The following is a 12,127-nucleotide window of genomic DNA, read 5'->3' on the forward strand; positions in this document are numbered from 1 at the left end:
TTAAGTAATTCCCTTTTATTATACAAAATGTAAAGAGGAGGGTATATAGGTAATTTCCAATTTTTAAAACTGCTAAGATGTGCATTATGAGATATAATAAGAGTGCACAGCAAGTTTTAAACTTCTTTAAAACAGGCAGTAAAGCTCCTTTTCCCGAAGGAGCTTTCTTTTTTTATAAATTTGTTGATAATGATTCTCTTTAATGATAAAATGTATTCAAAAGTGATAATCATTATCAAAAAAGGTTGGTGTGTTAATATGGTGTATGCACTTGTTGCAGGAACGATTGCTATATATGTTGGTGTTACAAAGTATGTTTTAAATGGAGTAGGAACAACAAAATGAATAATATTACATAAAATCCCTTTCATTTGTAAAAAGAATGAAAGGGATTTTTTATTTTTGATGTGAATATGCTGAAAATTTAGTATGATAATAAAGTGAAACTTTAATCAGCGGGGAGGTCTATCCCTCACTGATTACTAGCCCGCACGAAACGGGTTTTTACTGCCCACAAATAGCGGGATAAAGTATATACATCTTGGATAAAGGGGAACAAGGGGATGACAAACATAGTACAGACAAACGGTATGAAAAAACTTGTTTGTTTTTATGAAGAGTGGCAAAAAAACGGCGATGTAGAGAATAGTTTGAAGTTGTTTGAAGTGATTCAAAAATATAAACAAGAGCAGCTTATGCTAGCTTTTTGTGGTCATTTTTCTGCGGGGAAATCGACAATGATGAATCACCTATATAAAGCGCAATTATTACCGACAAGTCCGATTCCAACGAGTGCTAACGTTGTTAAAATTGAAAGAGGATCTGATCGTGTTGTTGTAACGATTAAGTCTGGAGAACAGTATGAATATGACGGCGCATATTCAGCAGAAGAATTAAAACAAATATGTAAAGACGGTGATGAAGTAATTGGTGTTCATATTTATCGAAATGATGCGCCAATTCCTGATGGGGTTATGTTAGTTGATACGCCGGGAATTGATTCTACAGATGATGCCCACCAATTAGCGACGGAATCAACACTGCATCTAGCAGATGTTATTTTCTATATGATGGATTATAACCATGTCCAATCAGAGGTTAACTTACAGTTTGTTAAAGAATTGAAACAACGTAATAAAACGGTTTATCTCGTTGTAAACCAAATAGATAAACATAAAGCAAATGAGTTATCGTTTGAAGAGTATAGAGATAGTGTAAAACAGTCTTTTTCTAACTGGGATATTGAAGTAGATGGTATTTTCTATACATCATTGCGAATGATGAATCATCCATACAATGAAATTCAAAGTTTAGAAGCATTAATCTTTTCTATCATGAAAGAAAAAGAGCAGTATGTAAGAAAGGGAATGGAGCGAGAAACAGAATATTTACTGCAAGAACATTGTTCGTTTATTCTTTCTGAAAATGAAAAACATCTCATGAAATATGAAGAAGAATTAACATCACCACTGTCACTTTCAGAGATAGTTGAAAAAAAGGAAGAGTTAACTGAAAATAAAAATCGGGTGGCTAGTAAAGAATCTGATGTGAGAAATGAATTTATAAAAGGTTTACAAGCCATATTAGATAACGCGTATTTAATGCCATTTGAAATGAGAGAATTGGCAAATAAATATTTAGAAACGAAATTAACGAAGTTTAAAGTTGGCTTGTTATTTGCGAAAGGAAAGACGGAGCAAGAAAAACAGAGACGTGTAGATGCTTTTTATTCTGCTCTTCAAAAGACTGTTGAAACGCAACTTGATTTTCATGTGAAAGAATTTATTGTAGCCTTCTTAAAAGAAGAAGGGTTATTTACAGAGGAAATAGGGAAAGACATATATGCGTTAGAAATTGCTTTCGGACCGGAAGTGTTGGCTGAACCAATTAAACAGGGGGCTGGATTTACAGGTGATTACTTACTTCTTTATACTGCTGACGTTGCAAATGAGTTAAAGAAAAGATACTTTATGAAATCTCAGCAAATCTTTGGAAAAAGTACGGGTATATTGCAGAAGAAAGTGAAGATAGAGATTGCTCGTATTGAAGAAGAAATTGAAAAATACACGATGTTACAAACAGCAAAAGAAACAAAATTACAGTACATTAAGACGTATGAGGAATATGAGAACTATTTAGGAGATATTTGGAATGAAAATATTTCTATACCAGATGGATTGCAAATAGACGAAATATTACAAAGTAAAAAACAAGTTGTTAGTGAGAAGTTTACACTACAAGAGCAAGAAATTGTAAATGATAACGTAGCGGCTAGTGAAGAAGAGATTAAAGGAACGAAAGCTTTAAATATTCAGCGTATATTAGAAAAAGTGAAGAAAGCTGAAACGATATTAGATCCATTGCCTACACTGAAACATCTACAGCAAGAAGTAGTTGGCAAAAGACAGCGTGTAGAAACGAAGCAATTTACAGTAGCGTTATTTGGAGCTTTTAGTGCTGGGAAATCATCATTTGCTAACGCATTGCTCGGTGAAAAGGTACTTCCTGTATCGCCAAACCCAACGACAGCAACAATAAATCAAATTTTGCCAGTTACAGAAGATAAACAACATGGAACGGTAATTGTCCAGTTTAAATCAGAGCAAGCGCTGTTAGAAGATATGAAAGCTGTTTATAAAATGTTTCACTATGAAATTGCTACATTGGAAGAAGCGTTAACGAAAATTGATCAAATTATGAAATACCCTTCACCAAGTGGGAAGCAAAAAACAACATTTAGCTTTTTGCGAGCGGTACAAAAAGGATATGAGGCAGTTGCTAATCATTTAGGGGAACAATTACAAGTTACGTTAGAGGAGTTCTCTGATTATGTAGCTAATGAAGAAAAATCATGCTTTGTTGAGTATATGGAGCTTTATTATGATTGTGCTTTAACAAGGCAAGGAGTAGCTCTTGTAGATACACCAGGGGCGGATTCTATTAACGCGCGCCATACGGATGTTGCATTCCAGTATATTAAAAACGCAGATGCTATTTTATTCGTAACATACTATAATCATGTTTTCTCTCGTGCAGATCGTGAATTTTTAATTCAGCTCGGTCGTGTAAAGGATACATTTGCACTTGATAAAATGTTCTTCTTAATAAATGCTGCCGATTTAGCACAATCTGAAGAAGAACTTGAAATGGTAAAAGGTTATATTGCTGATCAGCTCCTGCAATACGGTATTAGAAATCCACGTTTATTTGCAATTTCAAGTTTATGTGCGCTTGAAGAAAAGCAAGGGAAAAGTATTGATAAAGAAAAGTATGGTATTTTACAAAACTCCGGGATTACTAAGTTTGAAGAATCATTTACGTCCTTTATGATGAGGGATTTAATGCTTGTATCTGTGCATGCTTTATATGGTGCATTGCAAGGAGCGAATCAGCTTCTTGTAAATATGATAAATGGCGCAAAGCAGGGAAATGATGAGAAAGAGAAGCAAACAAAAAAATATGAAGCAGAGCGTAATCAGCTACTTCATATTATTTCATCATATAGTGTACTTGCTGAAGAGCAAGCAATGCAAAATGAAGTGAAAGAATTGCTTTATTATGTACACCAACGTCTATTTTTACGCTATAACGATGTGTTTACTGAATTTATTAATCCGGCGTCGTTACGAACAGATGGGAATGTGAAAATGCAGTTGCAGCAATGTGTAATGGAATTAGTTTCATTTATTCAACATGATTTATTACAAGAAATGCGTGCGACATCATTACGTCTTGAAAAATGGATAGATGAAGCGATGAAGCGTGCAAAGGATGAAATTGTTGTGAATTGCAAAGTGGAAAATGAATCGATTTCTATGGGTGGAACAGTGGATTATGAATATAAAATTATTACACATAAAGAGCCGTTTCCTTCAATAGAAATAAAAGATTTTAAAAAGGCACTAGCACATTTTAAAAATGAGAAAAGCTTTTTTGAAAAAAATGATAAAGCTTTTATGCAAGAAGACGCTAAAGGAGTGTTAGAACCTTTCGTATCAAACTATGTAGTTGATGAAGAAGATTTATTCGTTCATCATTATAAGCAAGAGTGGGATGCAAAATGGAACCTATTCCAAAAAGTGATGCAGCAAGATGTTGAGAATTATTATGAAAGTATATTATTCGCTTTAGCTGAAACAATTGATGTATCACTATACGAACAAAGTAAAGAAGAGCTACAAAAGCAGTTAGTAGAAATTGAAAAAGAAATTTATATTAAATAGCTGTTATGAAAAAAAGATTCGTTCAATTTTCTTTTGTAGTACAGTATCTAAAGATTTTACAAACCCTGCAAACTCATCAGTAGAAATCATATGGGTAAGAACTAAGCGTCTGCCGTCTGGTGTTTCACCGCATAAGACGAATGAAGAAAACTCATACGTTTTGTTTTCTACTACTAATTTTGGATAGGAATATGTGTCGCTCTTCTTTTTCTTTCCATCAATAGAGATGACGTTGCATTTTTTCTCATTGTTGTCCATGATGAATCCCTCCTTTCTATTATTTATGGTAGACAAGGAGGGTTTAGAACAATAGAGAAAGGGGAATTTTTTATGGGCGTAGTAATAGAGTATATTTCGAAAGAAGCTATACCGAAACCTTTATTATTGCTTGCTGATCCAAGTGAGCAGCAAATTGATGCATATGCACAAAGAGGCTTAACATATGTAGCTAAGCAAGAGGAGAGTGTTATCGGTGTATATGTTCTTTTGGAAACAAGGCCGAAGACGATGGAAATTATGAACGTTGCGGTTGTAGAGCATTTGCAAGGAAAAGGGATTGGAAAGAAGCTATTAAGTCATGCCATAGAAACTGCTAAAGGATATGGTATGTCAAAACTTGAAGTTGGTACAGGCAATTCTAGTGTTTCACAACTTGCTTTATATCAAAAATGTGGATTTCGTATTTTTTCTATTGATTTTGATTACTTTTCAAAGCATTATGAAGAAGAGATTATTGAAAATGGGATTGTATGTCGTGATATGATTCGGCTTGCAATGGAATTGAATAAGAACGTATAACTTATTTAGGGGGAAGAGAAGATGGAAGTACATAAAGCAATTACAGCACATTCTCGTAAACAAAATGAAAGTGTAAAAGCATGTTTACAATTAGATGCGCAGCGTGAAGCAGCTATTGAAGCAGCCGTATCTCTTGCGTCAAATGGGAAAGAATTTTCGGTTGATGTCATTAATGTTGTAACAAAGCAAATTAATGAACTTGCAAAAAATGGCGTTGCACTGCAGCGTAAACTTGTTACAAAAGATATGGTTATGGAGTATGTAGGTCGTTTGCAAGAGAAAGAAGGTCGTTAAAGATGGTTGTTACAGTCGAATGGTTACGTGAGCATATAGAAGATGAGAATGTCCGTATAATCGATTGTCGATTTGATTTAGCGAATCCTAATTGGGGTAGAGAGAAGTATGAGGAAGAACATATTCCTCATGCGTTATATTTTGATTTAAATTTAGATTTATCAAGTCCTGTAGCAGAACATGGTGGCCGCCATCCGTTGCCAAATATTGAGGAGTTTGCAGACAAGCTTTCACAGGCCGGGATTGATGAACATACGACAGTGATTGCGTATGACAGTCAAGCTGGTGCAATGGCTTCTCGTTTATGGTGGTTATTAAACTATGTAGGACATGAGAAAGTGTATATATTAGACGGTGGATTTCCAGCTTGGAAAGAGAATGGATTACACACAACGCCGAATATCCCAGTTATTGCACGAAAACCTTTTATACCGGAAATACAAGAAAATATGCTTGTAACGATGGAAGATGTGAGAGGGAAAATTCGTGCAGGTACAAATATGACATTAATTGATTCTAGGGAACCAAAACGTTATGCTGGTGCGGAAGAGCTCGTTGATTCGAAGGCAGGGCATATTCCGACGGCAGTAAACTATTTTTGGAAAGATGGGATTTTAGAATCGGGACACTTTAAAAACGAAGAGGAACAGCAAGGGCGTTTCCAAAATCTTGATAAAGAGAAGGAAACAATCGTATATTGTGGTTCTGGTGTTACAGCGTGTCCGAACATAGTTGCATTAACATTAGCTGGTTTTCAAAATGTTAAGTTGTATACAGGTAGCTGGAGTGATTGGATTTCTTATCCAGAAAATCAAATTGCAAAAGAAGAAGATTAATCACTTGCATGCAAAAATAATTTGTATTAAAATAAGGTCACAAGCAAGAGATTGCTTCAAAAATATTATATTTTACACATTGGAAACAATGTGATAATATAACGACAAGTAAATAATACATCCTGCGGTGTGCGTAACTTATTTATGTCTAAAACCGATGTTAGTTTTACGGAAGCTCAATATTTAGTGACCATTATCAAGCCTTCCTTGTGGAGGAAGATATACGGTAACTGTGAGGGCATCCACCTGCGAGTAGCGGGTTTTTGGACATTTACGAGAGACGGCACTTGCGGGGGTCTTATTTCAACTAATAGTATATAAAATTCCTACGGTGTACGTAGCTTGTGTATGTCTTAAACCAATAAGTATAATATGGAAGTTCAATATTTAAATGTAGATAGCAGGCCATCTTTTTAAGAAGGAAGTTACAAACATTTGTGAGGACATCCACCTGTGAGAGCAGGTTTATGGACATCTATAGATAACGGCATATGTGGGACTATATAAAAAACCTTACGTTTTATACGTAAGGTTTTTTTGTTGAATATATATGCTCATGTTATCTCGATTTACCTGTAAAGTTCCCATAATAAATATAGCACTTGCGGTCTTCATCAATTTCTCTTGAATCTAGGGTGAATTCCAAATGTATTCTATCCTGTTGAATATATATAATATCTGAATGGAGAGAGGGTAAGATATCCTCGTAATTCCAAACATCTTTACTTTCTATCATAATTGAGCTTGTTTCCTTTAGTTCCCTAATTTCAAAACCTATGTGCGAGTATGTAGGATCTGAAGGGTCGTTGAAAAAAACTTCTTTTTGTATATATAACACTGCTGTCCCGTCTGGATCTACTGAAGTTGCAGTAACGACATATGTATTTCTATCTTTTGTAAAATATTCACAAGTCATGCGCGCGACAATTTCAGAATTAGAAATATTTGTGTAGTTCCATAAAGCCGGATACCCGTTAGTTTCATCATTGAGCCGATATTCCAATCTCATTTTATCCCTCTCCTTCCTTTTTCTTCTACTTTATCATGGTATCTTATATAATAGAAATATAATTTTAAAAGGGGAGTGCAAAGGTGACAAAAACGAAATGGCTAGTAGGTGGTGTCCTAACATCTTTAATGACGGGCACTTTATTTGGCTGCGCGCAAGATATTCCCCCTGAACCGAATGATAATAGTTGTTCTGATTGGGATTGGGATGATGAGCTTGGTGTTTGGCAGTGTGATGATAGTAGTTCAGGTTATCGTGGACATTACTTTTATGGTGGTACATACTATCAAAATAAATCCGCCTTCAAAAATTCATCAGAGTTTAAAACTTATCAATCTTCGGCCGAATTTAAAGGTGGAATTGGAAGCGGTTCAAAAGGTGGATTTGGAGGTTAAAATATGTCGCAATACATAAAGGAACGAAAAGAATTTTATTCGAATTATCCTCATTTCTGGTCGGATTTATATGAATGTGAATATAGTTTGTTTCATGTTTTCCCGATAACAGAGCAAACGATGAAACAATTACAAGTAGCAACTGAAAGAATGGGGAAAATATTTTTTAAGACTGCTAGAATTCTTCGGAATTTATCTAATGAACAGCTTCTTGAACTCGGTTTTCCAACTGCAAGCTTGCCTTTTATTAGACTGAAAAGAATGTATCCTGAATCTGTTATTTCACGATTTGATTTTGCTTTAACAGATGATAATCGTATTAAAATGCTTGAGTTTAATAGTGACACTCCGACTTTTATTGTGGAATGCTTTCAAATGAATGGAAAAGTTTGTGAAGAATTAGGATATGATAATCCAAATGCAAATCAAGAGCGCTTACTTTCTTCTGGTATTACAAAAGCCGTAATGGAGTTTGCAAAAGGAATGGAAGATCCAAATGTTGTTTTCACAGCTCATCATGAACATATAGAAGATTGGAATACGACTATGTATTTGAGTGGGCTATGTCATGTTGAGAATAAAGTAATGCCAATGACAGAACTTAGAATTACAGCCGATGCTTTAGTAGATAGAGATGGTGTACCAATTGATATTTTATATCGCCAAACATATCCAATTGAAGACTTGATTGAAGATCAAGATCCCGAAACTGGGGATTTGGTGGGAGTGGAACTCTTGCAACTTGTAAAAGAAGGAAAGCTTTGTATTATAAATCCTTTGTCGGCCTTTTTACTTCAGCCAAAATCAATTCAATGTCTTATTTGGGGATTAGCAGAAGAAGGTGCTTTTTACACAAGTGAGGAACAAAAGTGGATTAAAGAATATATGCTTCCTACATATTTAGAGCCAGATTTATTTTTTGGGAAAAGTCCTTTCGTTCAAAAACCTTCGTTCGGTAGAGAAGGTGACACGATTACGATTCGTGATAAGGATACGAATGTTATGATTCGAAATGCACATGAAACGTATAAATCATCACTTCCTATATTTCAGAAATATACAGATCTTCCAGTTGTATTTTTGGAAACTGAAAAAGGAATTGAGAAGCTTTCGTACGTGTTTGGGGCGTTTTTAATTGCTGGAAAAGCGAGTAGCATCGGTATACGTGCTGGAGAAAAAATTACGGGAAATGAATCGTATTATTTACCGGTAGGTATTAAGAAGGAGGAAAATAAATGATTAATTTTTTACTATATTTAGCAGTATCACTTGCACTTTTATGTATCGGTCTTTTTCTTATGGAAGTGACAACGAAAGTTAAGGAATTTAAGTTAATGGCTCAAGGAAATAAAGCGGTAAGCTATGTACTTGGAGGAAGACTACTTGGCCTTGCTATCGTTTTATATTCAACGGCTGCTAATTCTATTTCAATTCTTGATATGGTTTCATGGGGGGCTGTTGGGATATTAGCTCAAATTATTGTCTTTTATTTAGCGGAATGGCTTACACCACGTTTTAATATTAATAAAAGCCTTGAAGAAGATAATCAAGCAGTTGGTCTTTTCCTTATGTTTTTATCACTTTCCATCGGAATTGTAATTGCTGGTTGTGTAACATATTAAAACCCTTACATTTTAACGTAAGGGTTTTATTTTTCATGTGCTAATTTCTTGCAATATGTGTCCGATTAATTTATGTAGCCGAACGCTGAGCAGAATACGTATTAGTGTACTAAACTCGAGATAGTTGTTGTAATAAAAGGAAAAGTTTCCATACAAAGTGTTGACATCTATTTTAAATAAGAGTAACATTTTCTATGTAATTATAATAAGTCTCTGTTAGGTGAGGCTCCTGTATAGAGAAATGCTACTGCCCAAAAATGTCGAGAGACGCCAATGGGTCAACAGGAATGATCGAATTAAGGTTTTTCTTAACGTAGCTGGTAATGAACCTATGCTATACAGTGCTAAAACTCGGCGAGGGAGAGGTCCGTAGATTTCTAATTGTATTATATTAGGAATCGCTTATTTGTGTATGCAATGACCTTTGCTCTCTTATGAGTAAGGGTCTTTTTTGTTAGCAAGCTATGAGTAATTTCATAGTATAGATTATAACTAAAAAATTAAAGAGGAGGTGAGGAGCATGTCAAATTCTGACTCGGTTCCGTTACCCATATACTTCAAATCAAAAATATATGATGTAGGCAGGAAACGACTTGTTCCTCCCTCTATATTTATCGTAATGTAGCGTTTATTCGAGTATTTAAGCGCTAGACACTTTCACGGTAAAGTGGATAAATTGAGAAACAAAGCGTTTCTTCCTATGTTGTAAAGGAGGAGACGATAATATGTTATATGTAAATAAAAGTGTGGGTAACACTTCGTATAAATTAAGTAAAAAAGCAATGAAAGAACAAACAATGCTTCAAAAAAATAAAGATTTATTAATTGAAATCGCAACAAGAGATGTAAAATCTGTATTTGCGTATTTTAAAACAACAAGAGACGGACTATCTATGAAAGAGGCACAAAAGCGTATTCAAGTATACGGTCGAAATGAATTAACTTCAAAAAGAGCGCGTATTGCGGAAGTAATGATGAAGCTAAGTGGAATGATTCCAGGTCTTTCAAAACAAAATATGGGTGATGAATTACAATGTGAAACAGTTACTGTTTCTAGAGTAGAAGCCTCTAGCGTAACAGGGCTAAACAGTGAACTGAAAATGATGAAATTACCAATACAAGAGCTTGTACCTGGAGATATGATTTTTCTTTCAGAGGGCGATACAGTGCCGGCAGATGTACGTATTATTTATGCAAATGATTTATTAGTAAATGAATCTATGCTGACAGGAAATGATGCTAGTATTGAGAAATTTGAAAGTTGCTATCATCTTGAACGTAAACGATTTATTCCATTAAAACGGATGAAAGACTATAATCCACTTGAACTTGAAAATGTATGTTTCAAAGGTACGTATATTGTTGACGGAAATGCAAAGGCTGTAGTTGTTTCGACAGGTAAAAATACGTATTCAGGAATACTTCATACTTGCTGTGGTAGAATGTCTTAATGTGTTAATGATGCTAAATATACAAAAACAATGTATAATAGACAAAGTTGAACAAAAACGTAGAATGGTAATCTATATATAACCTTACGTGATAACGTGAGGTTATTATTTTTTGTTAGTAGGAGAGGAATTATGAAAAAAGTATTATTAGTTGATGGTATGGCACTATTATTTCGTGCTTTTTACGCAACAAGTGTATATGGACAATTTATGAAACGACAAGATGGTACCCCGACGAATGGGATTCATGGTTATATGAAGCATTTATTAACAGCAACACAAGCAATCGAACCAACGCACATTGTAACGTGCTGGGATATGGGAAGTACGACATTTAGAACGGAATCTTTCTCGAATTATAAAGCAAATCGTGCAGCACCGCCGGAAGAATTAATTCCGCAATTTGATTTAGTGCAAGAAATGACTGCGAAATTATCTATGCCTGTAATCGGTATGAAAGGTTATGAAGCGGATGATTGTATCGGTACGCTTGCAAAACAATATTGCAATGAAGCGGAAGTTTATATTTTGACAGGTGATACAGATTTACTTCAACTTGTTGATACGAATGTTACAGTTATGCTTCTTCGTAAAGGAATTGGAAATTACGAGTATTACACACCGGAAAAAATCATGGAAGATAAAGGTGTAGAACCTTGGCAAATTGTTCATGCGAAAGCTTTCATGGGAGATACAAGTGATAATTATCCGGGTGTAAAAGGTATTGGTGAAAAAACAGCGTATAAGCTTATTCAAGAATACGGGACAGTATCGGCAGTGCTAGAAAATATAGCATCATTAACGAAAGCGCAGCGCACAAAAATTGAAAGTGATTTAGAGAATTTAAATATCTCTTTACAATTAGCGCAAATTCATTGTGAAGTTCCAATTTCATGCTCGTTAGAAGAAGGGTTACACACAATGGACGAAGAAAAACTACGCTTTGTTTGTAACGAAATGAATTGGGGAAGACCTGAAATATTAATTAATATGCTTTAAAGAGCATGGAAAGGTTGATCAAATATATTTTTGATTAACCTTTCTTTTTTTGTTCACAAAGTTGTCAGAAAATAAACGGAATTTTCATATGAAGTTCAAATGGAATTCACAACAATCAACTATTATAAGGACACACAGATAAATCCTTATCCCGCATTAACGGGAGATAGGACTTCTATCTCAGTATTATAGCTGAATAAAGAGTGATGATGGAAGAGTAACTCCCTGTAAAAGCCCGATTGATGTAGGCTAATAATTAGTGAGGGTAAATCCTCTCATTAATTAAAGTTTCAAGTTATCTTTTATATAAACCATCCCCCAAGGAGGAAAATAAACATGCGAAAAAAAGTGAGAAAATCCTTTAAACAATTATTAATAGAAAATAAACAATCCCTACTAACTAATAAAGAGAATATGAAAGAAATTGAAGAACGGATTGAGAAACGACATGTAGCATATAGTGCTGCTAGCAATTGATAATTTTGTTTATGAAAAAAGCT

12 protein-coding genes, 2 other RNA genes and 1 riboswitch are annotated in these 12,127 nt (G+C 34.6%); of the genes, 12 read left to right on the top strand and 2 right to left on the bottom strand.

The window, feature by feature from the left end; all coding sequences use genetic code 11:
* Window positions 1–563 precede the first annotated feature (563 nt).
* Complete coding sequence (locus ABH959_RS00940; protein ID WP_113937076.1) at window positions 564–4,223, top strand: dynamin family protein; 3,660 nt, start codon at window positions 564–566, stop codon at window positions 4,221–4,223.
* 3 nt (window positions 4,224–4,226) lie between these two features.
* On the opposite strand, the gene ABH959_RS00945 is transcribed toward ABH959_RS00940, so the two are convergent.
* Window positions 4,227–4,481 carry a DUF3931 domain-containing protein gene (locus ABH959_RS00945; protein WP_000369740.1) on the bottom strand — a complete coding sequence of 85 codons (255 nt, stop codon included), beginning with the start codon at window positions 4,479–4,481 and terminating at the stop codon, window positions 4,227–4,229.
* A gap of 72 nt (window positions 4,482–4,553) precedes the next feature.
* On the opposite strand from ABH959_RS00945, the gene ABH959_RS00950 reads away from it, so the two are divergent.
* The 5 genes from ABH959_RS00950 to ssrS (ABH959_RS00970) all read left to right on the top strand — a co-directional run bounded on the left by ABH959_RS00950 (window position 4,554) and on the right by ssrS (ABH959_RS00970) (window position 6,655).
* Window positions 4,554–5,021, top strand: coding sequence for a GNAT family N-acetyltransferase (locus tag ABH959_RS00950; protein WP_002030843.1), 468 nt, complete (start codon window positions 4,554–4,556; stop codon window positions 5,019–5,021).
* 21 nt (window positions 5,022–5,042) lie between these two features.
* Window positions 5,043–5,315, top strand: a complete 273-nt coding sequence (locus ABH959_RS00955) for a YpbS family protein (RefSeq protein WP_113937077.1) — start codon at window positions 5,043–5,045, stop codon at window positions 5,313–5,315.
* Window positions 5,316–5,317: 2 nt separating this feature from the next.
* The gene (locus ABH959_RS00960; RefSeq protein WP_113937078.1) at window positions 5,318–6,151 is read left to right on the top strand and encodes a sulfurtransferase; all 834 of its coding nucleotides are present in this window, start codon (window positions 5,318–5,320) and stop codon (window positions 6,149–6,151) included.
* 116 nt (window positions 6,152–6,267) lie between these two features.
* Window positions 6,268–6,450: non-coding RNA, 6S RNA (gene ssrS / locus ABH959_RS00965), on the top strand.
* A gap of 21 nt (window positions 6,451–6,471) precedes the next feature.
* Window positions 6,472–6,655, top strand: a non-coding RNA gene (ssrS, locus tag ABH959_RS00970) — 6S RNA.
* Window positions 6,656–6,710: 55 nt separating this feature from the next.
* Here ssrS (ABH959_RS00970) and ABH959_RS00975 read toward each other — a convergent pair.
* Window positions 6,711–7,160: a hypothetical protein gene (locus tag ABH959_RS00975; protein ID WP_113937079.1), complete on the bottom strand. Its 450-nt coding sequence runs from the start codon at window positions 7,158–7,160 to the stop codon at window positions 6,711–6,713.
* 83 nt (window positions 7,161–7,243) lie between these two features.
* On the opposite strand from ABH959_RS00975, the gene ABH959_RS00980 reads away from it, so the two are divergent.
* From ABH959_RS00980 to ABH959_RS01005, 6 genes are all read left to right on the top strand, one after another.
* On the top strand, window positions 7,244–7,555 hold the full coding sequence (locus ABH959_RS00980; protein ID WP_113937080.1) for a hypothetical protein: 312 nt from the start codon (window positions 7,244–7,246) through the stop codon (window positions 7,553–7,555).
* Window positions 7,556–7,558: 3 nt separating this feature from the next.
* Window positions 7,559–8,794 (top strand): glutathionylspermidine synthase family protein, encoded by a 1,236-nt coding sequence (locus ABH959_RS00985; RefSeq protein ID WP_113937081.1) that lies wholly within the window; start codon window positions 7,559–7,561, stop codon window positions 8,792–8,794.
* Window positions 8,791–9,177, top strand: coding sequence for a DUF350 domain-containing protein (locus ABH959_RS00990; protein ID WP_002117799.1), 387 nt, complete (start codon window positions 8,791–8,793; stop codon window positions 9,175–9,177). Before ABH959_RS00985 ends, ABH959_RS00990 begins: the two co-directional genes overlap by 4 nt.
* 205 nt (window positions 9,178–9,382) lie before the next feature.
* Window positions 9,383–9,548: riboswitch (M-box (ykoK) riboswitch) on the top strand.
* Between the two features lie 354 nt (window positions 9,549–9,902).
* Window positions 9,903–10,628: a P-type ATPase actuator domain-containing protein gene (locus ABH959_RS00995; protein WP_113937082.1), complete on the top strand. Its 726-nt coding sequence runs from the start codon at window positions 9,903–9,905 to the stop codon at window positions 10,626–10,628.
* 132 nt (window positions 10,629–10,760) lie between these two features.
* A complete protein-coding gene (locus tag ABH959_RS01000; protein WP_113937083.1) occupies window positions 10,761–11,627 on the top strand; it encodes a 5'-3' exonuclease in 867 nt (288 codons plus the stop codon).
* A gap of 336 nt (window positions 11,628–11,963) precedes the next feature.
* A complete protein-coding gene (locus ABH959_RS01005) occupies window positions 11,964–12,104 on the top strand; it encodes an FbpB family small basic protein (protein ID WP_001228051.1) in 141 nt (46 codons plus the stop codon).
* Window positions 12,105–12,127 lie beyond the last annotated feature (23 nt).

The organism is Bacillus sp. RC51, assembly GCF_044908115.1.
Taxonomy (GTDB): Bacteria; Bacillota; Bacilli; order Bacillales; family Bacillaceae_G; genus Bacillus_A; species Bacillus_A mycoides.

Bases quoted from the DNA above. Each gene is read 5' to 3' on its own strand.
- ABH959_RS00995 (WP_113937082.1), top strand. From the start codon at position 9,903: ATGTTATATGTAAATAAAAGTGTGGGTAACACTTCGTATAAATTAAGT.
- ABH959_RS01000 (WP_113937083.1), top strand. From the start codon at position 10,761: ATGAAAAAAGTATTATTAGTTGATGGTATGGCACTATTATTTCGTGCT.
- ABH959_RS00945 (WP_000369740.1), bottom strand. From the start codon at position 4,481: ATGGACAACAATGAGAAAAAATGCAACGTCATCTCTATTGATGGAAAG.
- ABH959_RS01005 (WP_001228051.1), top strand. From the start codon at position 11,964: ATGCGAAAAAAAGTGAGAAAATCCTTTAAACAATTATTAATAGAAAAT.
- ABH959_RS00950 (WP_002030843.1), top strand. From the start codon at position 4,554: ATGGGCGTAGTAATAGAGTATATTTCGAAAGAAGCTATACCGAAACCT.
- ABH959_RS00990 (WP_002117799.1), top strand. From the start codon at position 8,791: ATGATTAATTTTTTACTATATTTAGCAGTATCACTTGCACTTTTATGT.
- ABH959_RS00960 (WP_113937078.1), top strand. From the start codon at position 5,318: ATGGTTGTTACAGTCGAATGGTTACGTGAGCATATAGAAGATGAGAAT.
- ABH959_RS00940 (WP_113937076.1), top strand. From the start codon at position 564: ATGACAAACATAGTACAGACAAACGGTATGAAAAAACTTGTTTGTTTT.
- ABH959_RS00985 (WP_113937081.1), top strand. From the start codon at position 7,559: ATGTCGCAATACATAAAGGAACGAAAAGAATTTTATTCGAATTATCCT.
- ABH959_RS00955 (WP_113937077.1), top strand. From the start codon at position 5,043: ATGGAAGTACATAAAGCAATTACAGCACATTCTCGTAAACAAAATGAA.
- ABH959_RS00975 (WP_113937079.1), bottom strand. From the start codon at position 7,160: ATGAGATTGGAATATCGGCTCAATGATGAAACTAACGGGTATCCGGCT.